This is a genomic window from Patescibacteria group bacterium, from assembly GCA_022563395.1.
In the GTDB taxonomy this organism is placed as follows: Bacteria; Patescibacteriota; Minisyncoccia; order Minisyncoccales; family UBA10102; genus 01-FULL-49-22b.
Genome location: JADFNM010000001.1, coordinates 1 through 24,439 on the forward strand (window position 1 = coordinate 1; position 24,439 = coordinate 24,439).

Annotated in this window: 22 protein-coding genes; 18 read left to right on the forward strand and 4 right to left on the reverse strand. The window is 47.3% G+C overall.

What is annotated here, in order from left to right:
* The 3 genes from IH982_00005 to IH982_00015 form a co-directional block, all read left to right on the forward strand.
* A partial coding sequence (locus IH982_00005) for a hypothetical protein (protein MCH7828245.1) occupies positions 1-2,274 on the forward strand: 2,274 nt, incomplete at its 5' end.
* A gap of 28 nt (positions 2,275-2,302) precedes the next feature.
* A complete protein-coding gene (locus IH982_00010; protein ID MCH7828246.1) occupies positions 2,303-3,757 on the forward strand; it encodes a hypothetical protein in 1,455 nt (484 codons plus the stop codon).
* A 31-nt stretch (positions 3,758-3,788) separates the two neighbouring features.
* On the forward strand, positions 3,789-5,282 hold the full coding sequence (locus tag IH982_00015; protein ID MCH7828247.1) for a hypothetical protein: 1,494 nt from the start codon (positions 3,789-3,791) through the stop codon (positions 5,280-5,282).
* A 6-nt stretch (positions 5,283-5,288) separates the two neighbouring features.
* Here IH982_00015 and IH982_00020 read toward each other — a convergent pair whose 3' ends face one another.
* Positions 5,289-6,140: a hypothetical protein gene (locus IH982_00020; protein ID MCH7828248.1), complete on the reverse strand. Its 852-nt coding sequence runs from the start codon at positions 6,138-6,140 to the stop codon at positions 5,289-5,291.
* A 57-nt stretch (positions 6,141-6,197) separates the two neighbouring features.
* On the opposite strand from IH982_00020, the gene IH982_00025 reads away from it, so the two are divergent.
* The 6 genes from IH982_00025 to IH982_00050 all read left to right on the forward strand — a co-directional run bounded on the left by IH982_00025 (position 6,198) and on the right by IH982_00050 (position 12,293).
* Positions 6,198-6,710, forward strand: coding sequence for a hypothetical protein (locus tag IH982_00025; GenBank protein ID MCH7828249.1), 513 nt, complete (start codon positions 6,198-6,200; stop codon positions 6,708-6,710).
* 63 nt (positions 6,711-6,773) lie between these two features.
* Complete coding sequence (locus IH982_00030) at positions 6,774-7,808, forward strand: hypothetical protein (protein MCH7828250.1); 1,035 nt, start codon at positions 6,774-6,776, stop codon at positions 7,806-7,808.
* A gap of 5 nt (positions 7,809-7,813) precedes the next feature.
* On the forward strand, positions 7,814-10,720 hold the full coding sequence (locus IH982_00035) for a hypothetical protein (GenBank protein MCH7828251.1): 2,907 nt from the start codon (positions 7,814-7,816) through the stop codon (positions 10,718-10,720).
* On the forward strand, positions 10,720-11,271 hold the full coding sequence (locus IH982_00040; GenBank protein ID MCH7828252.1) for a thioredoxin family protein: 552 nt from the start codon (positions 10,720-10,722) through the stop codon (positions 11,269-11,271). The genes IH982_00035 and IH982_00040 overlap by 1 nt, the downstream gene beginning before the upstream one ends.
* Positions 11,268-11,552: a DUF427 domain-containing protein gene (locus tag IH982_00045; GenBank protein ID MCH7828253.1), complete on the forward strand. Its 285-nt coding sequence runs from the start codon at positions 11,268-11,270 to the stop codon at positions 11,550-11,552. The genes IH982_00040 and IH982_00045 overlap by 4 nt, the downstream gene beginning before the upstream one ends.
* Positions 11,553-11,555: 3 nt before the next feature.
* On the forward strand, positions 11,556-12,293 hold the full coding sequence (locus IH982_00050; protein ID MCH7828254.1) for a TIGR00730 family Rossman fold protein: 738 nt from the start codon (positions 11,556-11,558) through the stop codon (positions 12,291-12,293).
* A gap of 713 nt (positions 12,294-13,006) precedes the next feature.
* On the opposite strand, the gene IH982_00055 is transcribed toward IH982_00050, so the two are convergent.
* Positions 13,007-14,194 carry an MFS transporter gene (locus IH982_00055; protein ID MCH7828255.1) on the reverse strand — a complete coding sequence of 396 codons (1,188 nt, stop codon included), beginning with the start codon at positions 14,192-14,194 and terminating at the stop codon, positions 13,007-13,009.
* Positions 14,195-14,256: 62 nt separating this feature from the next.
* Between IH982_00055 and IH982_00060 the strand changes: the two genes are divergently transcribed.
* The 8 genes from IH982_00060 (at position 14,257) to IH982_00095 (ending at position 22,376) form a co-directional block, all read left to right on the forward strand.
* Positions 14,257-15,621 (forward strand): cell division FtsZ family protein, encoded by a 1,365-nt coding sequence (locus tag IH982_00060; GenBank protein MCH7828256.1) that lies wholly within the window; start codon positions 14,257-14,259, stop codon positions 15,619-15,621.
* A gap of 8 nt (positions 15,622-15,629) precedes the next feature.
* Positions 15,630-16,511: a UTP--glucose-1-phosphate uridylyltransferase gene (locus tag IH982_00065; GenBank protein ID MCH7828257.1), complete on the forward strand. Its 882-nt coding sequence runs from the start codon at positions 15,630-15,632 to the stop codon at positions 16,509-16,511.
* A 191-nt stretch (positions 16,512-16,702) separates the two neighbouring features.
* Positions 16,703-17,686, forward strand: a complete 984-nt coding sequence (locus tag IH982_00070) for an aldehyde dehydrogenase (GenBank protein MCH7828258.1) — start codon at positions 16,703-16,705, stop codon at positions 17,684-17,686.
* 171 nt (positions 17,687-17,857) lie between these two features.
* Positions 17,858-18,352 carry an inorganic diphosphatase gene (locus IH982_00075; GenBank protein MCH7828259.1) on the forward strand — a complete coding sequence of 165 codons (495 nt, stop codon included), beginning with the start codon at positions 17,858-17,860 and terminating at the stop codon, positions 18,350-18,352.
* Between the two features lie 5 nt (positions 18,353-18,357).
* The gene (locus IH982_00080; protein MCH7828260.1) at positions 18,358-19,419 is read left to right on the forward strand and encodes a mechanosensitive ion channel family protein; all 1,062 of its coding nucleotides are present in this window, start codon (positions 18,358-18,360) and stop codon (positions 19,417-19,419) included.
* Entirely contained in the window at positions 19,419-20,288 is an 870-nt protein-coding gene (locus IH982_00085; protein ID MCH7828261.1) for a class II fructose-bisphosphate aldolase, read from the forward strand. Before IH982_00080 ends, IH982_00085 begins: the two co-directional genes overlap by 1 nt.
* 9 nt (positions 20,289-20,297) lie before the next feature.
* Positions 20,298-20,963: a 50S ribosomal protein L25 gene (locus IH982_00090; GenBank protein ID MCH7828262.1), complete on the forward strand. Its 666-nt coding sequence runs from the start codon at positions 20,298-20,300 to the stop codon at positions 20,961-20,963.
* Positions 20,964-21,026: 63 nt separating this feature from the next.
* Positions 21,027-22,376 carry a lytic murein transglycosylase gene (locus tag IH982_00095; protein MCH7828263.1) on the forward strand — a complete coding sequence of 450 codons (1,350 nt, stop codon included), beginning with the start codon at positions 21,027-21,029 and terminating at the stop codon, positions 22,374-22,376.
* A gap of 45 nt (positions 22,377-22,421) precedes the next feature.
* Here the strand turns inward: IH982_00095 and prfA are convergent, their stop codons facing one another.
* Both prfA and rpmE read right to left on the reverse strand, forming a co-directional pair.
* A complete protein-coding gene (prfA, locus tag IH982_00100; GenBank protein MCH7828264.1) occupies positions 22,422-23,465 on the reverse strand; it encodes a peptide chain release factor 1 in 1,044 nt (347 codons plus the stop codon).
* Complete coding sequence (rpmE, locus tag IH982_00105; protein MCH7828265.1) at positions 23,462-23,668, reverse strand: 50S ribosomal protein L31; 207 nt, start codon at positions 23,666-23,668, stop codon at positions 23,462-23,464. The genes prfA and rpmE overlap by 4 nt, the downstream gene beginning before the upstream one ends.
* A 65-nt stretch (positions 23,669-23,733) precedes the next feature.
* On the opposite strand from rpmE, the gene rpsB reads away from it, so the two are divergent.
* On the forward strand, positions 23,734-24,438 hold the full coding sequence (gene rpsB, locus IH982_00110) for a 30S ribosomal protein S2 (protein ID MCH7828266.1): 705 nt from the start codon (positions 23,734-23,736) through the stop codon (positions 24,436-24,438).
* The last annotated feature ends 1 nt before the right edge of the window (position 24,439 follow it).

Here is a 24,439-nt window from a genome sequence, read left to right on the forward strand (position 1 = left end):
TCTGCCACGGAACGCCTAACCATTACCCCAACCTTTCAATCGGGAACGCAGACCCTTGAGTTTTTGGCCTTTGATACTCCAACGGCCTCTGCCTCAGTAGACTTTGGTGAGTATCGCTTCAGCGTGGATGCCGCCCTTATTGCCACCATAGATGATGGGGGCATTGAGCTTGCAGATGGATTCTCCTACTTTGTTGATACCTCAAACGTATTGAGTGAAAGCACGCTTGGAACAACTGTTCTTGCCTCCGCCTTAACCTCTCTTGGCACCATTGCTTCCCTGGTCGCCACCACCGTAGACATTAACGGAGGCAACATTGATGGGACTGTCATTGGTGGAGCGGCTACTGCAGCTGGAACCTTTACTTCTCTTACAACAGACACCGGAGGAGTTTCTATTCCAAACACGCAATCCTACACTGGAGCCGGGATAGTCACCTTATCTTCTGCGGCAGGACAAACCCTCATCGTAGACTCCGGAACAGTCGGAGACCTCAACATTGGTACTGCAACCAATGCAAAGACCATTACTATTGGAAACGTTACAGGGGCCACTGCCCTGGTCTTGAACACGGGAACCGGGGGAGTGAACATTGGAGACAATGCCAACACCAAGACCATTGACATTGGTGGGGTAGATGCTTCCGGCACGGACACCATTAGGATTGCAACAGAGGGCACCTTAGCAGACGTTATCACCATTGGAAACTCCAATGCCGCTACCACCGTCACTATTACCGGGGGAGATGACTGGTCAATTACCGCAGCCGGGGCACTCACAGTGGTCTCCTCAACCTTCAATGGCCTTGCTACCTTCAATGCAGATGTAGACCTTGTCTTTGGCGCAGGCGAGAATCTCAACATTTCAGCCGGAGCCGCCCCGACCGCAGACATGGTTGTTATTACCAACGCGGGCCAGGGAACAACAATCACTGCCATTGACGGATTACAAATTGACTTTGTGACCGCAGCGGTTGGAGGGAGTGTTGACAACGCAGGGCTTCGCATTGTGATTGATCCTGTGGGCGCAACCGAAGCCGGTGACACGGTGCAGGCAATTGACATTCCCAACGTAACCAATCCAACAGGAGCCATCACCGCAATTCAAATTGGCACTGGATGGGATGTAGCGCTGTCTGTAGAAGGAGGAACCGCGGGGACAGCCCTGGTAGAAATTGGCTCCGATCAAACCAGCGGCATTATTGCAGAAATTGGCACAGCATCAGCAGTCACTCTAACCGGATTGCTTACGGGTCAGAGTATTGATTTGAATACTAACTATACCTCTATCAACCAGTCTGCCACTGGCTTGGATATTCTTTTGGATACCGCAAGCAATACCTCTGGCACCATTCTATACAAGGGCATTGAGATTTCTGGCGGAGCGCTCACGCAAAACACAGCAGGTTCCACCGCCTTTAAGGGAATAGAAGTTACCATTCCTGCCATTACGCAGACTGGGGCTACCATTACCGCAGACGGCCTTGAGATTATCACCGGCAGCATTACCACAGGGGGAACGGAAAATGCAATAAAAATTACTGCAACAGGCGTTGTAGCTGGGACATTAACCGGTCTTAACATCTCGGGCATTAGCCAAGGCGCTGGAGCAACAGAAGAGGGTATTAATGTTGGCGCTGGTTGGGATATTGGACTTAGGATTGGGGATGCGACAAACTTTATTACTCTTACAGAAGATTCTACTGGTTTAACCTATGGTGGTACAGCACGAGCAACCAGACAAGTAACGCTTTCACCTGAATACCCCGGCGCAACTTTAACCGGAGACGGGAGCAGCAATACAGGTACGATGACATCTGATTTCTGTGAAAGTGGGTTTTCAGCCGATATTCCTGAAACAAATACTGGAGTTTGTAATACTGCAACGGACATTCATAACTATTACGAATGGGCGGGCACGGGCGGTAGTCAGCAAGATTATGATATTTGGGTTCGCTGGCGCGTGCCGGATAACTTTGCCAGTTTCGCCTCTGTTACCGATCCGATTAAAGTGTGGGCCAAAGCAGCATCTAATGCGAATACAGAAGTGACGGCGTTCGTGTATGATACGGATGGAGATTTGGAAAACACCGGCGGCACGCTGGTAGATGGAGCTACGTGGACGCAAACTTCCGTAGAAGCCGTTTTTGATGAGCCTGCAACGACCACTTACACTCCCGGTAGTTTCATGACCATCAGAATTGTCATGTCTGACGGCGGAACGGATACGGTCTATGTCGGTGAGATTACGATTGACTACTTGGCAAATAATTAAAAATCTTTGTTTTTATCGCAGTGTTCTAATGGTTATAGGGCACAATAATTTTCAAAACGTGCGTAGATTTTTTATGGGGTTAGCAAAACCCCTCCGTTTTATTGTCATATTCCTAATAATTACTGGCTGGGTGTATTCGGGCTGGCCACAGATCCCGTTTCTTAATTTCCCGCCGAAAGTCCAAGAGGCATACGCCTTAATCGCAGTTCAAAACGATGCTACCGAGGTTGCTTGCACCAATGCTTCAACGTGTGCTGTTACACTAGATGTTCCGAGCACTGCGACTATGGTTGTTGTTGCAGTCATGGTTAGGAATGCTGAAACTATTACTTCTGTTACTGATGGAGACGGCGATACCTATAGCGTGGCCTCCTCTCAAGGCACTGATCCAACAGTTGCGATTTATTTTGCTACTACCATCACGGCAAATGCTTCAAAATCAATCACTGCAAACTTATCAGCATCAACAGCAGATACTGTTATAGATGCATATACGCTTACCGGAACAGAAACGACAAGTCCCATAGATGCAACAGCAACAGCAACAGGTTCAGGCGCTACTGCAAATGCAAATATCACCACAAACAACAATGATTCATTAATCGCCTTTGTCGCAGGCCTACAAAGTAATGGCGGAGTAAATACGTTAGGTACTGGACAACTACAAAGAGGAAGTGTGACAGTAGGTGGTCAAGTAAAGTACGCGGGAACAAACACATCAGAAATTACTACAAGCTCTGGAAATAATGATCAAACGGTAACGTGGTCAAAAAGTGCAACATGGAGAGCGGTTGCAGTGGAGATAAAAATAGCCGCCGCAGTCACTACTTTGACCCAAAATGATTTTGAGTTTTTTGTAGATAATAATGCTTTATTGCCAACAGATGTATGGGGAAACCCAGATATAGCTGAAAATGTCGCTGTGGATGCTGTTCCTCCAAGTAATGACCCGATTGATAAGGGAGATCATATTCGTCTTCGTATGAATATAAGCGTTACAGATGCCCAGCTTGATGCTGGTGCCGAGGGGTTTATATTGCAATACGCACGAGCGAGTGATTGTACTACTGGTCCGAGCTGGACAGATGTAGACGCGTTTGGTACAGCTGGCGCAACATGGCGATTTTTTGACAATGGCAGTATTACTGACGATACCGCCCTTGATGGCGCTACACTTACACTAGATAGTTCCGATGAAGAGGGGCGGTACTCAGAATCAGACCCCACAGGTACTAATCCAGTAGCGGTACCCGCTGGACAGGAATTGGAATGGGATTGGAACATTGAGTATGACGGCACCGGCGCGGTGGATGAAGCGCGCACATATTGTTTTCGTATGAGAAAAGATGATCCTGCCGACCTCGATGGTTATAACTCTGATTCTTTTCCAAGGATTGATATAAGGCCGAGTACGGCTGATCAACTGCGCCACGGCAACTTCTTTACCGAAGGAGTTGAACGAGGCTTCTTCTGGGCCGACTAGCAAAAGCAGGGCCAGGCCCTGCTTTTACAGCATGAATTACCAATTTTTACGGCATAAAGTATTTGTAAACTGGGTTACCCCGCTTGTTATAACGGCGTTGATTTTTAGTTTAGTTCAACCGGCCTTTGCGCAAATCTTTGAGCAAGACACAAATCTTGCACAATATGTAGCGACCAATGACGTAATAGTAGGAAGCGAGGCAGGGGATAATGGGTTTCGGCAGATTTATTATATTTTTAATGGCAATAAAGTTTTTATTACCAACAGCAGCTATACCAATGCCGACCCCGTTACAGACAAAGAATATATTGCCTGGATGGGGCAGGTGACGGGCAGTTGGAGAATTTTTCTTTATCATGTTTCAACTGGCGTAACCACCCAGCTTTCAGGCGGAGCAAACAATGTGAACCCGCGATTGAGTCAGGGACGGGTTGTGTGGGAAGGATGGGTAGAAGACAGATGGCAAATATTTCTTTTTGACGGCATATCTATACGGCAAGTAACCGAAGGCGAACTTTCCCTTAACCCCGATATTGAGGGCAACGAGCTTTTGTACGCAAGAAAAGATGCCCGGGGAGAATGGAGAACGCTCCAGCATTTTCTCGGCACAAACCAGGCGATAATCATAAAGCAGGGACCTGTCGCAAAGAGGCCGAAGTTTAGGAACGGCCAAATTGTGTTTGAAATAGAAGAATGGCTTGCAGCTGCAGAAGCTCGCAAGCAGGCAGAGCAAGAGGTGCAGCGCCTCGCAGAAGAAGCAAGGCGCGCAGAGGAACTGGCTAGCTTGGCTGAGGAATTTACCGGAGGAGGTGTACCTCCTGCTGAAGAGCCTCCTATCACAGAGGAAGAAACGCCTATAATAGAGGAAGAGGCACCGGCTGAGCAAGAGCCGCCTCTTGAAGAACCAGCCCCAATAGAAGAACCCACAGATGTCACCCCAGAAGAAGAACCAGCACCAGGCGAGACGACCGAGGAGCCAGCCGAAGAGCCAACTGAAGAAGAAACGCCTACCGAAGAACCAGTTGAAGAGCCCGCAGGCGAAGAACAGCCAAGCGAAGAACCCGCGGAGGAGGAGCCAGCTCCCACACAAGAACAGCCAACTGAGGAACCAACGGAGGAAGAGACACCCATCCCAGAAGGGGAGGAACCTCCAGTGACTGAAGAAGAGCCCATTGTGCCAGAAGAGCCAACAGAACCAGAAACGGTAACTGAAGAGGAGGTTGCAGCTGAGCTAGAAGGGGAGCCCTTGGTTCAAGAAGAGCTCACCGAGGAAGAGGCAGCTCTTGTGGGAGAGGAACCAGCTCCTGAACCTACACCCGAACCTACGCCTGAGCCCGCGCCAGCTCCTGCCGAGGAGCCGGCTGCAGAACCCGAACCCGCTCCGGAACCAGAATCATCCCCGGAACCAGAGCCTGAACCCGAGCCAGCTCCTGCTCCAGAACCTACGCCCGAACCCGAGCCAGAACCTGAACCTACACCTGAGCCGACCCCAGCCCCAGAACCGTCACCTCCTTCAGAAGAATAGTGCTGTTTAGTCTTGGGCGAGTTGTGCTTGTTTTACGCTAATGCGTTTGAGCCAGAAGTCGTATTCTAAAATAAGGTTTGTTTGGTGGGTGAGCAGTTTCACAGATTGGTCGCTGCGTATCATTTCGCGCTGAATATCAAGCGCTAATTCCTTGAGCCCTTCAAATTGTGATATGAGAAGTGTGACGCTGGTATTGCCCTGCAAAAGATTCTGCGTTTTTTGAATTTCGCTTTGCAGCAGCTCTAGCGTTTCACTGCTTACTTCAATTGCATCAAGTTTGCTTGCTATTTTTTCTAGCCCATCTTTCGCATTTTCCTTTCTCGCTTGCAGCTGTTCGCTGTCTGCTATAAGGTCAGGCGAACCCAAGTTCTGTTTTGCATTGTAGCGCAGCAAGTCTCCCGTTGCAGAGTTGAGATTTGTTAAGGAGACAATAAGGCCCTGCTGTTCTTTGAGTATCTGGCGCTCTTTTTCAAGAAGCAGGGGGAGTGCTGCGGCAAGGTTTGAGAGCCCTGCAACACGGGGGAGCTGTTGATTCTCCTTTAGGGATTGTAGTCCTACCTTGTTTGTTTCCTGGAGTTTTTGCAGAAGATTCATTTCTTTATTGAAAAGATCGGCTGCACCAATAGAGAGTTGCGCCAGCTCTACTAAAGCTACCCTATTTTGCACAAGATTTGTTCTGTGCTCTGCAAATATCTTTTGCGTTTCAAGATAGGCGTTTGGCAGGGCCAGACGAGGCGCTAGAAACAAAACATAGTATCCTGCAAAAAGGATGACCAGTAATGCAATAACCTTTGCCAGAGAAAGGCCGAGAAAGCGCCTTTCTTGCTTAAGGAGTTTGAGTACTTGTAATGCCTTCATTTCTTCTTTATCATAATATAAGACAAGTACACACTCAATATTGTCTACAATGAAACTATGAAAAACTCGCCGACGCCTTTGCTGAAAGACCGTATGGTAAATCAAATAAGGAATCCTTTTGTTGCCATACCACTGGCGCTCTTTGTGGTTGCTGCGGTCTTTGCGGTGTATTCATACACTCAGTTAGCAGAACTTAAAGGAGATCCTCGAAGAATAGCTCAGCAAGAGATTGAAGAACTTGTGAATCGTGTTGGCAAGCTTATTGTTCTTCCCGAGAATGAGCAGCCAACCGTGGCAACAGTTTCTGATGCAGAGAGCTTGCGGGAACAGCCGTTTTTCGCCCAGGCAAAGAATGGATACAAGGTATTAATTTACACAAACGCGCGTAAAGCAATTCTGTATGATCCCTTGAGCAATAAGATTGTGGAAGTTGCGCCATTGAACATTGGAGAGACTGCGCCAGGGGAAGGCGAAGAGCAGCCCGAAACCACCCCTGAGCAGTCACTGAACATTGGAGAGACTGCGCCAGGGGAAGGCGAAGAGCAGCCCGAAACCACCCCTGAGCAGTAAAAGAGCAGGGCCTCTGTGCTCCTGTGGATAGAATATGTGCGGCGTATTTGATATTATATATATATGGGTCTCTGGAAGGCACGTTCTGTCGCATTTGTAGGAGCGTTTGTCCTCATTTTCATTAGTGGAGGCGTATTTGGCTTCCTGGCACACGCCGTTGATTTTTCAAGCACAAACTTTATTCTGCGAGACCCCGTGATTACCGTTGAAGGAGGAAGGTCAACCTCTGCAAGCTTTGAGTTTCTCTCCAGCACGGGTCAGCCCATCATAGGCGAGAGCACGAGCGCTGGCTTCATCCACCGGGCCGGCTTTCTCTATTTTGAGGAAGTTTCTGTCGCCCTGCCCCCGCCTTTGGCGACGCTGAGTCCGCAAGGACCCAGCGTGGTCTTTTTTGGAAAGGCATATCCTGACAGTGAGGTTATTCTTTTAAAGGATGGTCAGATTGCAGGGACCGCGCAGGCAGACGGGGCAGCCAATTTTTCCCTGAGTACCGGGGCGTTATCCACTGGGGATTACCTGTTCTCTTTGTACGGCAGGGACTATACCGGGAGATCCTCCCGTCTCATCTCGTTTTCGGTGAGTGTTGTATTCAATACCACTACGACGATTCGCAGTGTGATAGTGCCCCCGACCATTGCAGTTGACAAGAGGCAGGTTGCAAAGGGAGAATTCATTGATTTGTTCGGGCAATCCGTTCCAGCAGCAGACATTGTAATTCTTGTTAAGACTCCCACCGGAGAATTCTCCGTGCAAACGGTTTCAGGCCAGCAGGGGAGATACCGATATTCTCTTGATACCTCTTCTTTGGAGTTTGGGGATTATTCAGCCGTGGCCGAGGCCTCGCTTCAGGGAAGCTTTTCTGGCATTGCAAGCGCCGCAGTGAACTTTACCGTTGCTGCGGAAACCATCCTTAAAGAACCAATCGTCTGCCCTTTTGGGGGAGACCTGAACGGCGACTGCCTTGTGAATCTTATTGATTTCTCCATCCTCATCTTCTGGTTTGACCGCCCCAACGTTCCTTCCCGAGTGGATTTGAACGGAGACGGAAAAGCCGATTTAGTAGACTTTAGCATCATGGCCTTCTACTGGACCGGGTAAATGCGATGAAATACATTCTTTTCCTTTTCATCCTCGCAGTTCCTGCCCCTGCATCGGCGGCTGAGATTTTCTTTGGGACTCACAGCGAGGAGGTTGGTTTGGGTCAGCAGTTTGAAGTGGGGGTATTGCTGAACACGCAGGGGCAAGATGTGAACGCCGTAGGGGGAACGATTTTGTTCCCGGCAGACGCGCTGGAGCTGAAAGCGATATATGAAGGGAGCTCCATTACAAGTTTCTGGGTGCAAAAACCCGCTTTAAGACAGCAGGGTGAGGTTGTCTTCTCTGGCGTGATGCCGGGCGGCATTGAAGACAGCAAGGGATTCTTGTTCTCACTTGTATTCCTTGCAAAAGGGGAAACGAGCGTAACTTTTAAGACCACAGAGGAGCGGATTCTTTTGAATGACGGACAAGGGTCTGCGGCCTTAATAGAGCGAGCGCCGGCCACGCTTCGTATTACAAAAACCGCAACCGGAGAGGAGTTTGTGGTGCTTCTTGACGCTGAAGCTCCGGAATCCTTCACGCCGCAAATTGCTCGCGACCCGAATATTTTTGAAGGGAAATGGTTTGTGGTCTTTGCCACGCAGGACAAGACTTCTGGCATTGCGGGCTACAGTGTGCTGGAAACCACCAGAGTAGAGAGACAGGAGGATGCAAAATGGCTTGCCGCTGAAAGCCCCTATCTTCTGCGCGACCAGGAGCTTAAAAGTTACATATTTGTGAAGGCGCTTGATAAGGCAGGGAACGAGAGAATCGCAGTGCTCTCGCCCAAAAACCCCAAGCAGTGGTATGAAAACCCCGTTGCTTTTGGTATACTAGGGCTGTTAGTCCTTGTGTTTTTGAGTATGCTGTATTTTGCGCGAAAGAAAAAAAGGCTCGCAAAAAGTATCTTACACCTATGTATTTTTATGGTGAGTTTTCTCCTTTTTGGCGCGGCAGGAACAACAGCGCAGGCTGCAATTCTTTCTGTGGGGCCGGTGGGAGGAACCTTCACCGCAGGAAGCACCTTTAACATGTCCGTGTTCTTGGATACGGAAGGGGAAGCGGTCAATGCCATCGGGGTATCTATTGGTTTTCCTCCCGACAAGCTGCAGGTGGTCTCTCCTTCCATCGGCCAGTCCATTATCGGAGTGTGGACCGCTGCCCCCAGCGTGAACAACCAAACCGGAAGGATTCAACTCCAGGGGGGTATTCCCGGGGGCGTTACGACAAGCAACGGATTGATTACGACCGTCACGTTTAGAGTCACATCGGTGGGGAGTGCCTTTGTGAGGTTTCTTGATGATTCCGTGGTGCTCTTGCATGACGGGGTGGGGACGGACGCGCTTTACGAGACCGGGAATGGCATCTACGAGCTTATTCTTCCTCCTCCCGCCGGCCCGGCCGTTATCTCACAAACGCATCCAGAGCAGTCAAGGTGGTATCCCAACCCGAACATCACCTTTACATGGATTAGCCAAGAGGATGTTGACGGGTACAGTTGGGTATTCAACAAAGAGCCGGTGGATATTCCAGATGATATTATTAATGGTTCAAGGACCAAGGTTGGATACACGAATCTGGGAGACGGCATCTACTATTTTCATATCAAAGCGTTCCAGACGCAGTCATGGGGTGGAGTCACCCATTTTGCAGCGAAGATTGATGCAAGCCCGCCCGCAGAATTTCCCATCAACATTGAAGGCTCGAGCCGCACCACGAACAGGCAGCCAAGCATCAGGTTCGCCACGACAGACGTTCTGTCTGGCATGGACTATTACACCTTAAAGATTGTGCCGCTGAGTTTAAAGGCTACGCCGTCAGACGGCAGGGCCTCAATAAACCAGCCCTTGTTTATTGAGATTGAAAGCCCTTACATTGTAAGTCCCCTGGAGCTGGGAACGTACGATGTCATTGTCCGCGCGCATGATAAGGCCGGGAACTTGCGCGAAGTTATCAAGCGCTTTTCCATCGTCAGCAGCCCCTTTCAGTTTATTCGCGGGGAAGGCCTGCAGATTACGAGCACCTTCTTGATATCCTGGATATGGTTCTGGATTCTTTCAATGCTGCTCATCTTGGCTCTTTTGTACGGAGGGTTGCGGGTTGCCAAATGGCATCGCGACTTTGATATTAAGCGAGCCGAGAAAATACTGCCAAGACACGTAAAGGAACAGCTTGCGGAACTGAAGGACTACCGAAAAAAATACGGTTCCAAGATTGCTATGCTCCTGTTTTTCCTGTTTGGTGCGGCTTGGGGGATACAGCCTGTTTCGGCCCAGGAGGCGGAACTTACCCCGCCCCTCATTACCACCGTCTCCCGCGATATTTCCAACAATGAGATTTTCTACGTCGGTGGGAAAACCGGAGTTTCGTTCGGTGAGGTCACCATCTACCTTCAGAATCTTCGTACCGGAGAAACGTTTTCCTACGGCGTTTCTTCAGACCGGCAGGGAGACTGGTTCTATCGTCATGATGCCTTTTTGTCCAGCGGGGGCTATCAGCTGTGGACCCAGGGCAGGGTTGCAGACCAGGTGAGCCCGCCGAGCCCCCAGATTCAAATAACCGTCGGGTCAACCGCCATTCAGTTTGGGGCTTCCAGGATAAGCTATGAAGTGCTGTATCTCATATTTGTCGTTATCCTGTTGTTTGTTTTGCTGGGGCTGTTTGGGTACATTGTGTTTCATGGATATTACGGCCGCAAAGAGCGCGGGCGCCTCATGAAAGAAGTGCTGGAAGCAGAAGAGTCTGTCCGCCGCGGATTTGCGGTGCTACGGCGGGATATTGAAGCAGAACTTGCCTTTGTGAACAAGTTAAAGCTTAGCAAAACGCTTTCCGACGAGGAAAACGCAATGGAGGAGCGGCTGCTCAAAGATTTTAAAGAAGTTGAGCGGTACATCGGCAAAGAAATTTGGGATATTGAGAAAGAAATAGACTGATGGTACTCACGCAATCTTTTCAAAAACTGAATAGGGGAGACAAGGCGCCAGAGTTTTCTTTAAAAGGAGTAGATAATAAGACCCACTCTTTGTCTGATTTTGCTGGCAAGGAAGGTCTTTTGGTTTTGTTTATGTGTAATCACTGTCCGTACGTGAAGGCAAAGATGGATACCATAGTGAAGTTGCATGAGAAATGGGGAGACAAGATTGCGATTGTCGGTATTAACAGCAACGACCCAGAATATCAGGGTGAGGGCATGGACAACATGAAGGCATTTTTCAAAGAGAGGAACATGAAGTTTCCCTATCTTTTGGATGAAACCCAGGAAGTGGCAAAGGCATATGGGGCTACCTGTACGCCAGACCCCTTTTTGTTCGATAAGAGCCAAAAGCTTGTGTTCCACGGCAGGATTGATGATGCTTTAGAACCGGGGCAGGAAGCAGGAGAGAACACCATGGATGAGAATATTGCAAAGCTTCTATCTCAAAAAGAAATATCAGACGAACTCAAGCCCTCCATGGGCTGCTCTATTAAATGGCTCCAATCATGAAAGCTCTTTTTAATGGCAAGGTGATAGCGAAAAGCAGTGATACGGTTGTAGTGGAAGGAAACCACTACTTTCCTCCAGAATCTTTGCAAAAAGAGTATTTTAAGGACAGTGAGACCCAGTACACCTGTCCCTGGAAAGGGGAGGCTCGATACTATCATCTTTTTGTTGATGGCAAGGACTTAAAAGATGGGGCATGGGAATACCCAAATCCCAAGGAAGCCGCACAAAAGATTGCAGGTTACATCGCCTTTGACCCCGAGGTTGAGATAACCGAAGAATAGTACATGACACAAAAAAAGCTCATTAAAGAGATTCATAAATCAGGGCAAATTTGTTTGCCGGCTGCAACCTTGGGAAAATTGATGAATCTTCCCCCCGAGCGAGTAGGGGGCATGCGTTTAACCCGCATTACCCAAGAGTTTGCCAAGGGATTTCACTTTCTTAAAAACTACGGCAAGTCAGCCACTTTTTTTGGGTCAGCAAGATGCGTTGCGGGAGATAAGCACTACGAGGAAGCAAAGAAGCTTGCCTCCTTGCTTGTAAAAGACGACTTTGCCATTATTACGGGAGGGGGGCCCGGCATTATGGAGGCAGCCAACAAGGGGGCATCTGAAGCCGGTGGGCAAAGTGCCGGCATTAACATTCAACTAGACCATACCCAGAACGTGAACCCGTATGTGAAGAGATCCATTTCTTTAAACTACTTTTTTGCAAGAAAAGTAATGCTTGCCTTTGCTTCTGAGGTGTACATCTTTTTTGCGGGAGGGTTTGGCACCTTAGATGAGTTTTTTGAGATGACTACCCTTGTTCAAACAAGAAAGATTGACCCCATTCCCATTATCTTGGTGGGAAAAGAGTACTGGAGCCCTTTGCTTACATGGATTAAGAAGGACGTGTATGAAAAAAGAAGGAATATAGACAAAGAGGATATGAAAATCTACCGCCTTGTGAAAGATGCCAAGGAGGCCCACCGAGTTATCAAACGTCTGGTGAAAGGGGATATTATACGCACTCAGCTTTAACTATGCCTAAATGAGATTTAGGCGGGGGATTGACACAGAGCTTTGGGGAGATATAATCTCTTAAAGTTCTTTTTTTGTGTTCAAGCATTCCTCTCTCTGCTTAATCTTGTTAAGTTTGGAGAGGAGTGCTTGAAAGAAAACTACTCTTACAAGAGTAAAGGGAAGCAAGACCCGCGCAGCCAAACCTCGGTTCTCAAATGGAGCGCTTCTGACCTCTTGAGGTTGGGGCTAAATGTCTCCATACGGACCGTTGATACGGTTCTTAACCTGAGTAAGGGTTGTGTGCGTCTCCCAGTTTTCTCAAAAAGCAAACTATACTCCAGAAAGGACGGTGGTGATATATATGGAGGGTCCGAGCACTTAAGCCAGGCGGCGGCATCATTGATTCCCACCGGGAAAGAGGAGTATCGGCTCCTTATTTTCCTGGTGCATTCGGGTGTTTCGTTCCTTCCCCTGTAAAAAAAGCGTGGGAATACCTTGTAAAAGAGGGCATCCCTAAAGCATCGCTCGTGCGATAACACAGGACAGGAAAGAGACGACACGATCTTGCGTCCGTCCGCGTTCCGTCTGTGTCTGTGCGTCGAGTTCGCTCCTGCTTGACGTGCCTGAAGCTGGGGAGATGGTGTTCTTCGAGAGCAGCATCTCCCTGGCCCCTTTTTATTTCCGTCAAAATTTAATCTCGTTTAGGTATTGGTAATCTAGGTACACTACGCTTAATATGTGTGGCCTTGTTTGAGAAAGTGGGTATAGCGCCAGACAAAAAACACCATAAGGATGGTAACGGTCCCGGAAAAGAGAAAGGGCACTTGTGGTCCAAACACGAACAGGAATCCACCAAGCAGGGGACCCAAGAGTCGTCCTAAGCTCTCAAAGGCACTTGAGGTGCCCAAGGTAATTCCTTGAGGTTCTGTGGTTTCTTTTGTGATTAAGGCGGTAATGACAGGGCGTGCAACAGCAGAACCAAATCCCGCGCTCGCCATTACAAGATAGAAGAGGGAAACCTGGTTTGGCAAAAATGGCATTACAATAAAAGACAAAGCCATTAACACCAGGCCCCCTGCTATGGTTGCGTGTTGTCCAAGGGTCTTGGTAATGCGAGAAAGCAGGAAGAACTGCGTGATAGCAGAAACCAGGCCCATTAAAGCAAAGCCAAGACCAATGGCTCCGGTATCCAAAGAGAGCTTTTCTACTCCCAAAAGGGGTACGTTCACTTGATTGTTGGACAGGATAAACGACCACACAAAGGCAAGCAGGAACAAAGGCGTTAGGGAACTCCGGAGGCCTTGCCAGATTCGGGGCAGGGAAATCCAAGCCAAGCGTATGGTTATCTTATAGTATCTTTTTTCTTTTAGAGACTCGGGGAGCAAAAAGAACATGAGTATCAAGTTAAGGGCAGCCACCACAGCAGCGGCGAAAAAGGGAAGTACCAAACTTTCTTGCGCCAGGAAACCTCCAATGGCAGGGCCCAAGATGATTCCCAAAGCCAAAAATGCTCCTATCTTTCCCATGGCTTTTATCCGCTCTTCTTTTGAGGTGACGTCAGCTACGTAGGCGCGGGCTGAGGGCATGATGGCCCCGGAAAAAATTCCTTGGATGAACCTAAACAAAAATAGGGCGGTGAGATTGGCCGCAAAAGCAAACATCAGAAAACTCAAAGACAACCCCAAAAGACCCAGCAGGATGATTGGTTTTCTTCCGAACCTATCAGATAGAATTCCCCAGAAAGGAGAGAATAGAAGCTGCGAGAAGGCAAAGGAGGCAGCCAGCAATCCAATCGTAATATTAGAAGCCTCAAAGTGCTTTGCATATATCGGGAGCAGGGGAAAAACCATAGAAAAAGCAACCACGCTCACGAACACAGAGAGGTAAATCAAAAAAAAGTTGGGGGTTTTATCCCTCATAGAAACAGTATATCTAAAAACTCCCAAATTGACAAAAACAGGGGTGTATCTACAATAGAAGAATGGCAAAGAAGAAGCCCGCCTCTTCGGCGGGTGCGCCGAGGAGGCGCAAAAAAAAGCAGCGACAAAAAAAGGCAAAACAAGCAACCCCTCAAAAAAGGAGGGTTTCTCGGGTAGAGCCGCCAGAAGCTGTGCGAAAGACCAAGATTCGGGTCATTGGCATTGGAGGAGGTGGCGGCAGTATTGTAGGGGAGATTGCAAAGAGTATTGGAAAGGTAGATTTTGTTTCTGCAAACACTGATTTGCAAGCGCAAAAAAACCTGCCTCGGAATGTTCGGGGATTTGTGTTTGGCCAGGAGTTCACAAAGGGTCTGGGGTGCGGTATGGACGAAAAGCTGGGGGAGAGTGCAGCAAAGGCAGAAAAGGACAGGATAAAAAAGCTCGTGGAAGGACAGGACGTGTGCATCCTGGTTGTTTCTTTGGGCGGGGGTACTGGATCTGGTGCAGCTCCGGTGTTTGCTGAAGCAGCAAAGGAGGCTAAGTGTTTGACCTTGGGCATTTTTACCATGCCTTTTTCCTTTGAAGGGCAAAAAAGAAGAGAGATAGCAGACGCTGCTCTAGAAAAGGTTGTTCCCTTGCTCAATGCGTACGTCCTTATTCCCAATGAGAACATCTTTCGGATTATTGACCAAAAGACCCCGCTCAGAGCTTCTTTCTCAGCTGTAAACAAGAGATTGGCCGAAACCTTAGAAGGCTTTATTGATACCTTATCTTTGCCAGGACTTATCAACATTGACTTTGCCGACTTTAAAACTCTGCTGGAAGGCAGGGGACGCTTGGCGTATTTGAACTCTGTTTCAATGCAGGGTGCTCCCAAAGCCCAGCTCGTCTTAAAAGAAGTGTTACATAACCCGCTGTATGATTATGGCATTACCGGAGCTGACCGGGTGGTGTTCAACCTGACCGGGGACAAGACAATGAAAATGCAGGAGGTGGCCGAGATTTCAAAGCGCATCTCTTCTTTTAACATCAAGGCCCGTATCATCTTTGGCATTTCCTTTCAGCCAAAATACAAAGACAAGCTCCGTATTGCCTTGTTTGCCATAGGGTGCAAAGAAAAGGAAGGGACAAAGGAGCAAGAAAGAAAAAAGGACGCAAAAGTTGCCTCAGCGGTACCTCGCCGTGGAGGCGGGAAGGTTACTTTAAAGAAACCTGCAACAAAGAAGCAAAAGAAAAAAACCGAGGAGAAAAAGACTCCGCCCCCAGCTCCAAAAAACCCTCGCCCACAGTCTGGCAAGGTGAGAAGAAACGCTTTGGATTTGAAAAAAGCCCAGGACCGGGAATTAAAAGACCTAGAAAAGCAAGAGCGCCAGTGGGATATTCCTTCTTTTCTTCGCAACACCAGGTATCAAGAAGACGCCTCCTAAAATTTCTTATGGCAGAGATCACCAAAGCGATAGTCCCCATTGCGGGTTTGGCAACGCGCTTTTTGCCGCTTTCCAAAGCCCTGCCAAAAGAACTCTTGCCCGTAGGTTTAAAGCCTATGGTGCTTTATGGCTTGGAGGAATTGAAGGCAGCGGGCGTTAAACAAGTCATCTTTATTGTGAACAGCAACAAGAAACAGGTTGCAGACTACGTAAAGCGATCTTTCCAACTAGAAAAGCTTTTGGCGGACAGGAACCAAGAGGAGCTGCTTAAAGAGGTGCAAGAGCTTCACAAGACCTTGGAAGGGTTCTCTTTCACCTTTGTTTCTGTGCAAAAGCCTTTAGGAGACGGCCACGCGGTGTTGCAGGCAAAGAAGCTTGTTGGCCAGGAACCCTGCTTTGTCCTGTACCCAGATGATATTATTGAGGCAAAGACCGCAGGATGCACTCAACTGGCCCAGGTATTTAGAACCTCCCAAAAGCCAGTGACTGCGCTAGCCCGCCTTCCCAAGGAACGCCTGTCTTCCTATGGAGTGGTTGCCGTAGAAAAGATTGCTCAGCGTCTCTACAAGATAAAAAAAATCGTTGAAAAACCAGAGGGAGAAACCCCCTCTGACCTCGCCATTATTGGGAGACGTATATTAACCCCAGAAGTGTTTGACTATTTGAAAAAAGCAAAGCCAAACAAGAAAGGGGAAGTGGTGCTGTCTGAAGCGTTGGGAGATATGGTCAGAGACGGAAAAATCGTGTATGGATATGAAATAGAGGGGAGATGGTGGGAAGCTGGCAACAAAGAGGATTGGTTAAAGACTCACCTCCATTATTCTCTTAAGGACGCTCGAGTAGGCAAAGCACTGCAGCAGTTTTTAAAAGAGGAGTATAAGGTACTATAATTATTATATTAACTAACCTTTGTTTTATGCCAACAAAGAAAAGAAAAACGGTGTATAGGAGCTCCATTACCGGCCGCTTTGTGAGAAAGCAGGATGCAGAGCGAAATCCCAAGAAGACAGAAAAGGAGAGAGTTCGCGTAAAGGGATAAAGAAGAGTTGAACCCTCTCTTTGGTGTGGTAGGATAGAGGATATGGTGAAGGTAGCAATCAATGGTTTTGGGCGCATAGGCCGACTCTTTTTTCGTCAGGTACAAGAGTTAGGCGACCTTAAAGTTGTTGCTATCAACGACTTGGGGGATTTGGAGAATCTATCCTATCTTTTACAATACGATACGGTATATGGAAGGTTTGAAAAGGGGCTTAAGGGAGTTAAAACTTTTAAAGAGAAAGACCCTGCAAAGCTTCCCTGGAAAAAACTTGGGGTAGATATTGTTGTTGAGGCAACAGGCGTTTTTGCTTCCTATGAAAAGGCAAAGGTGCACTTAAAAGCCGGTGCAAAGCGCGTGGTGATTACGGCACCTGCAAAGGACGAGGACGGCAAAGAGGGGAGAACAGTGCTCTGTGGGGTGAATGAAAAGGAAATGGCAAAGTTTAGCATTACTTCAAATGGTTCTTGCACCACTAATGCAGCATCTCCTGTGATTTTGGTGTTGTCTCAAAACCCAGGGATTCAAAAAGCAGTGCTCAATACTACGCATGGATATACTGCAACGCAGAGCTTGGTGGATGGGCCAAGCCGCAGCAGAGATGTTCGGAGAGGAAGGGCGGCAGCCCAAAACATCATTCCCTCCACTACCGGAGCTGCAGTTGCCGTGACCCGGGCAATTCCTCAATTAAAGGATAAGTTTGACGGCATTGCCTTGCGGGTTCCCGTGGTTGCAGGAAGTATTGCAGACATCACCTTTCTTGCCAAGAGAAAGACAACGGTAAAGGAAATCAACAGCATTTTAACCAAGGCAGCCTCTTTACCTAAATGGAAAGGAATCTTAAAGGTGACCTCTGATCCCTTGGTTTCCTCTGACATTGTAAAAGAACCCTACGGAGCCATTGTGGACCTAAGCCTTACTAGGGTGGTGGATGGAGATTTGGTAAAGGTGCTTTCTTGGTACGATAACGAATGGGGGTATGTCACCACATTAGTCAGGCATGTGAAAGCAGCAGCAAAAGCATTATGATATACTTATACTCGGCAACGGAGTTCCAAAACACCGGTTGTTCAAATCTCCAGCGAGATTTGTCAACCTGCACTCTCGGCAGTTTGTCCGCCTTCGGCGGAACCATGCCAAATTGCCTCCGAGAGCTATTTTGTTAACTTGTTGCCTCGTATCTTATTGGTTTTCTTCATCATGGAAATTAAAGTATTTGTAGAGATACCCAAGGGTTCAAGAAACAAGTATGAGCAAGATGAAAAGACAGGCGAAATCGTCTTGGACAGGGCATTGTATGGCGAGGAGATTTTTCCGTTTGACTACGGCTTTATTCCGGGAACGAGAGGGGAAGACGGAGATCCTTTAGATGTTGTTTTACTTGTGACTAACCCAACTTTTCCTGGGTGCGTGGTAAGGGCAGAAATCATTGGATATCTTGAGATGGAGGATGAATCTGGCATTGACAATAAGGTGCTTGCGGTTCCCGCAAAGAAGCTTGACCCCAGGTGGGAGCACGTTCGAGACATTGGGGATTTAACAGAAGAGCAAAAGCAGGAAGTCAGAGATTTCTTTGAGAACTACAAGAAACTGGAGCCCGGAAAATGGGTAAAGCTAAAGGAGTTTAAGCCAAAAGCAGAGGCAGAACAATTGATTCAAGAGGCAAAAGAGCGCCTTGGCAAGAAACAGGCATAATATATATGGCAGACCTGAATACATTTCTCCAACTTTCTTTTGCAGGAAATACCATGGGTGCATATATCATGGCCCTTCTTTTTTTTATTGGAGTGTATCTTCTTTTGCAGCTTTTTCGCAAGCAAATACTGAATAGAGTCAAAATTATTGCAGAAAAAACAAAAAATGATTTTGATGACCTTCTTATTGCAATCCTACAATCAGTCGGTTCTCCTTTTTACCTTCTCTTGGCAACCGCAGCAGCTCTCCAGTTTATCCAGGAGCCAGAGTTTGCGAGGAGCGTAGGATATTGGATAGCCTTTGTGGTGATTGTCTACAGTGTAATAAAGGCATTGAGCAGGGTTATTGATTACTTCTTTGAAAAGATTATTAAAAAACGTCTTGAAGAGGGTGGCACATTTGATCCTTCTATCATCAAGCTTCTTAAAAAAGTGCTGAAAGGAATACTCTGGGTGGTAGCTCTCTTACTTGTTGTCCAGAATCTTGGATATGACATTACGGCTTTAATTGCAGGTCTTGGGATTGGAGGCATTGCAATAGCATTTGCTCTTCAGGGTATTCTTTCGGATATCTTTGCTTCTTTCTCCATTTACTTTGACAAGCCTTTTCAGACAGGAGATTTCATTATCGTGGGAGATGAGATGGGTACCATAAAGCACATTGGCTTAAAATCTACACGTATTCAAACACTGCAGGGCGAAGAATTGGTTATGTCCAACAAAGAGTTAACAGAAGCAAGGATACACAATTATAAGACAATGGAGAGGAGGAGAATCGGGTTTCGTTTTGGCGTGGTTTATGATACCCCCACAAAGAAGCTCAGACAGATTCCAGAGATGGTGAAAGATATCGTTGCCGCGCAAGAGTTAGCTGATGTGGATCGTGTTCATTTCACAGAGTTTGGGGATTTTAGCCTAAACTTTCAGGTGATGTATTACATAAATATCCCAGATTACACGGCATATATGGATACACAACAGGCAATCAACCTTGCCATCAAAGAGAAATTTGAGCAGGAAGGCATTGAGTTTGCATATCCTACCCAGACCCTGTACGTAAAAAAGTGATGGCGCAAAAAAATCTCAAATACTATTACCAGAAAGCTAGAAAGGGAGGTTTTGCCCTTCCTCAGTTTAATTTCTCCACCGCAGAGCAGCTGCAGGGAATTGTGCAAGCTGCGGTAAGACTAAAAGCCCCTCTGCTGGTGGGAACGTCAGAAGGAGACAGCAAGTTTCTGGGGAAAGCGCAGGCAGTAGCTCTTGTTGAGTCCTATCGGAAAGAAACAAAGCTCCCCATTTTTTTGAACTTTGACCACGGCAAATCCTTTGATTCGGTTAAAGAGGCAATTGAAGCTGGGTACGACGCAGTGCACTTTGACGGTTCCTCGTATTCCTTTAAAGAGAATATTGTTCTCACCCGCAAGGTGGTAGCTTTGGCAAAAAAGAATCGCGTCTCAATGGTAGAAGGAGAGTTTGCGGAAATTCCGGGGAAACATTCTGTGTTTCATAAAGGGAAAGCACCGTCTTTCAACAAAGACTCTTTTACCGACCCCAAAGAGGCAAGGGAATTTGCTCAAAAGACCGGAGTTGACAGTTTAGCCATTCTTATCGGTACGGTGCATGGCGTGTACAAAAAGAATCCCCGTCTCAATCTGAAACGGTTGCAAGAAATCAAAAAACGTGTTATGTGTTTTATGGTACTGCATGGGGGGTCTGGTACTCCAAGGCGAGATCTGCTCCACGCAGTAAAGAGCGGAGTGGTGAAGGTGAATATTTCAACAGAACTGAGAGCCGCCTTTACCAACACCTTGAGAGCAACTCTGAAAGGGAAACCAGAGGAAGTTACTCCGTATAAAATATTGCCGCCAAGTGTTCGGGCGGTACAGAAAGTAGCAGAATACCATATTCAGTTTTTGGGTTCTGCAAACAAAATCTAGACAGAACATATGTTATCACTCAAAGGAACCCAAAGAAAAATACTTGGTAGGAAAGTGCGTGAGCTCCGAGTGAAAGGAGAGATTCCAGCCGTGTTGTATGGACCGGGATTCGACCCCGCAGTTTTGTCCGTTGCGAAAAAGGAGTTTGATGCAGTATACAAGGAGGTAGGGGAGAGTTCTCTTTTATCTCTTGTCATGGCGGCAAAAAAGGCTCCAGTCCTTATTCGAGACGTACAGCGCCACCCGCTTTCAGGTGACACCATTCATGTTGACTTTTACCAGCCGAGACTTAATGAAAAGATTAAAATCATGGTGCCCCTGAGCTTTCAAGGAGAGGCCTCTGCCGCAGCCGACTTTGAAGGTACCCTTCTTCAAAACATGCACGAGGTTGAGGTTTCCTCGTTGCCTCAAGACCTTCCTTCAGAGATTACAGTAGACGTCTCAGCGTTAAAGACTTTGGAAGACCGGATCTTGGTTGAGAATCTGCAGGTTGATTCTAAGGTGGAGATTTTGGCTGAACCCGACTGGATTGTGGCTCAGGTGGTTCCGAAAGAAAACGTGGAAGAGGAACTTGCAAAGCCCGTGGAGGACGAGACAGCTGCTGTAGAGGCGGTTAAGATTGTGGAAGAGAAGAAAGAGGAAGGGGCCCCAGCAGAGGAGCAAAAGAGCTCGTAGTTTGCCGCCCTGCTGGGCGAGCCTCGCCTTTGGCGGGTATCTTGTATATAATATACAAGATACATGAACTCAGCCACAAAACAACTCATCGGTATCTTGATGCTCGCAGCATTTCTGTTGCCGAGCCTTTTTGTCTATGCCCTAACCCCAGCGCAAGAACGGGAACAGCTGGAAGCAGAGCTTAAGGCCCTGGAAGAAGAGATTGGGGCAATTGAGGGGGATATAACAAAGACCCAGCAGGAAAAGAAGACCCTGCAAAACGAGATTTCCATTTTAAGAAACAAGATACGGAAGCTTGATTTGCAGATTGTTCAGTCAAACAAAATCATTGGTGACTTAAGAGGGCAGATTACCGATACTACCTTTTCCATATCAAGAACCGAAGAGGACATTGAAGTGAAGCGAGCGCAGTTAGCAGAGCTTTTGCAAAGGTTATACCAAGAGGACCAAAGAACCATGGTGGAGATTGTTTTAACCGGTCCCACCCTGTCTGACTTTTTTAATAATTTAGCTGCCCTGCAGTCCTTGCAAGACCGCAACAAAGAGCTTTTGGAAAGTACTATTGATCTTTCCTCGTATCTTAAAGGGCAAAAAGGCAAGCTGGAAACAGAGAAGTCGGAAGAAGAGAACTTTGTGAAAATTCAGATTCTCCAAAAGCAAGAGAGTCAGTACTTAACAGGTCAGAACCAGCAGCTCTTGGAAGTGACCAAAGGAAAGGAGTCTGAATACCAAAAACTCCTAGCTGACCGTCAGCAGCAGGCAAGCGCAATACGCTCTCGCATCTTTGAACTTATCGGAGTACCAGAAGCCCCAACCTTTGGGGAGGCGGTTCAGATTGCAGAGGCTGTGACCCAGCTAACCAAGGTGAGAGCCCCCTTTTTACTGGCAGTGTTAACGCAAGAGTCTAATATTGGAAAGAATGTAGGCCAATGTTACTTAAAAGACACCCAGACCGGAAACGGGGAAACGGTTAACGGAACCTTTGTGCGCCGTGTCATGAAACCAACAAGAGACGTGAAACCTTTCTTAGAGATAACGCAGGAGCTGGGGAGAGATCCTTTCAATACTGCTGTTTCTTGCCCTATCCCTTCAGTTGGGGGATACGGAGGCGCCATGGGTCCTGCCCAGTTTATCCCTTCAACCTGGCTCGCGTACAAAGACGAGATTGCACAGTTAAAGGGAAGTCCTGCTGATCCTTGGAATATTAGGGATGCATTCTTGGCCTCTGCGGTGTACTTGGCTGATGTTGGGGCAACAAGGCAAACCTTTGAGTATGAATGGTGTGCCGCCGTCTCTTACTTTTCTGGCAACTGCTCTTCGCGAAACCAGATACGATATGAGTTCTATGGGGACAACGTGATGGCAATCACGAGAAGGTACGAACAAGACATTGCAGCCCTGAAAGGAAATTAAGTCTGCTTAAACGAGATTTAAGAGCTCTTAAATCTCGTTTAGGAATCAATGGGATTTTTGGTAGTTGGCGAGGGATTCTATAACAGGGTCAATATCCCCCGCCATGATTTTTTCTATTCCATGCCAACTTTGCTCAATGCGATGATCAGTAATTCGATCCTGCGGATAGTTATACGTTCTAATCTTTTCTACTCTTTTTGCCCAGCCAATCTGGGCTTTTCTTTGACCTGCAGCTTCCTTTTCTTCCTTTTCTTCCTTTTGTTGCAAGAGTTTTGATTCCAGCAAGGATAATGCCGCTTCCTTGTTTTTTTGCTGGGAGCGGGATGCTTGTGAGAACACCATGAAGCCCGAGGGAACATGGGTGAGCCGTACTGCGGTTTGCCTTTTGTTCACGTTTTGGCCGCCAGGTCCGGAAGAACCGGTAAACTCTATTTTTAAGTCTTGGGGATTAATCTGAAACTGGGTTTTCTTTGCTTTGGGAATGAGAGCTACGGTCGCAGTGGAGGTGTGAATGCGCCCCGCCTTTTCTGTTTCCGGGATTCTTTGAACCCGGTGTACCCCTCCCTCATATTGCAGGTTCAAGAATGCATCTTCCCCCTTTACCTCCAATGCTGCGTTCTTTATGCCCCCAATGTTGGTGCGGTCTTCTTCCAACAGAGTAGTTTTCCATCTCTTCTTTGCTGCATACTTTTGGTACATGCTGAGAAGATCTGCAGCAAACAGGGCTGCTTCTTCACCACCCGTTCCCGCGCGAAACTCCATGATAAGAGCTTCTGGCAGATCTTCTTGGCCTTTTGCCAAAAGTTCTTCCAGCTCCTTTTCTGCACCTCTAAACCTTTCTTGAAGTGTTTTCGTTTCAGCTTCTGCTAAAGTGAGCAACTCTGGTTGGTCTTCAGCACCCAACAGTTCTTGATTCTCTGTGAGCTGGGTCCTTAGGTCTTCTGTTTCTTTTGCCTTGTCTAAGATTTTCTCAAGCTTTGCTTTCTTCTTGGAGAGTTCTTGGAAACGCTGGTAATCAGAAATTAACTCCGGGTTCTGAAGCTCTTTTAAGAGGTTCTGGTATTCTTGCTTTAACTCCTCCAGGTTCATTTCTTCTTTAAGAGTCTGGCGCGGAACTTCTGGACCTGACCAACCTTGTCCATGATTTTCTCTTTGCCAGTGTAGAATGGATGGCAGGCAGAACATACCTCAATCTCAATGAGTTCTTGCGTTGCCCCGAGGGTAAAGGTATTGCCGCAAGCGCACGTCACCTTTGCCTTTGGGAAGTATTGTGGGTGAATATCTTTTTTCATAGATAGTATGAGGTACTTTAGCATACTTGCGAAAGGAAATCAATTGTGATATAAAGACGATTGCTATGGCAGTTGTTACGAAACCAACAGAACAAAAACTTGATCCTATCACGCAAGAGATGATGGCGGCTGGTTTGCATTTTGGGCACAAAACGTCAAAGACACATCCCAAGATGCGCCCTTTCATTACCGGAGTGCGAAACACCGTGCATATCATTGACTTGGAAAAGACCAAAGAAAAGCTCAAAGAAGTTACAGAGTATGTAAAGAAGTTAAAAGAGGAAGGGAAAATACTCTTGTTGGTGGGAACCAAGGTGCAGCAGCGTTCTTTGATTCAAGAGACAGCAAAGGCCTGTGGTCTGCCCTTTGTCACACAGCGATGGATTGGTGGGACCTTTACCAACTTTGGCATTATTTCAAAACGGATTGAACGGTTAAAGGAGTTGGAGGAGCAGCAGGCCTCAGGGGAGTGGGATGAGAAATATACCAAGAAGGAACAGCTGGATCTCAAAGAGGAAATCCGCACCTTAGAGACACGCTTTGGGGGTATAAAAGAACTTACCAAGGTTCCTGATGCCATATTTATTTGTGATTTAAAAGAGAATGTCTCGGCAGTGCGGGAAGCAAAGAAGAAGAGTATTCCCATCATTGCCATTTCAGATACCGATACAAACCCAGAAGAGGCAGATTACTTTGTTCCCGCAAACAACGACGCGGTTAGCTCGCTTAAATATATTCTTGATAAGATTCAGGAAGCATGGATAAAATAGG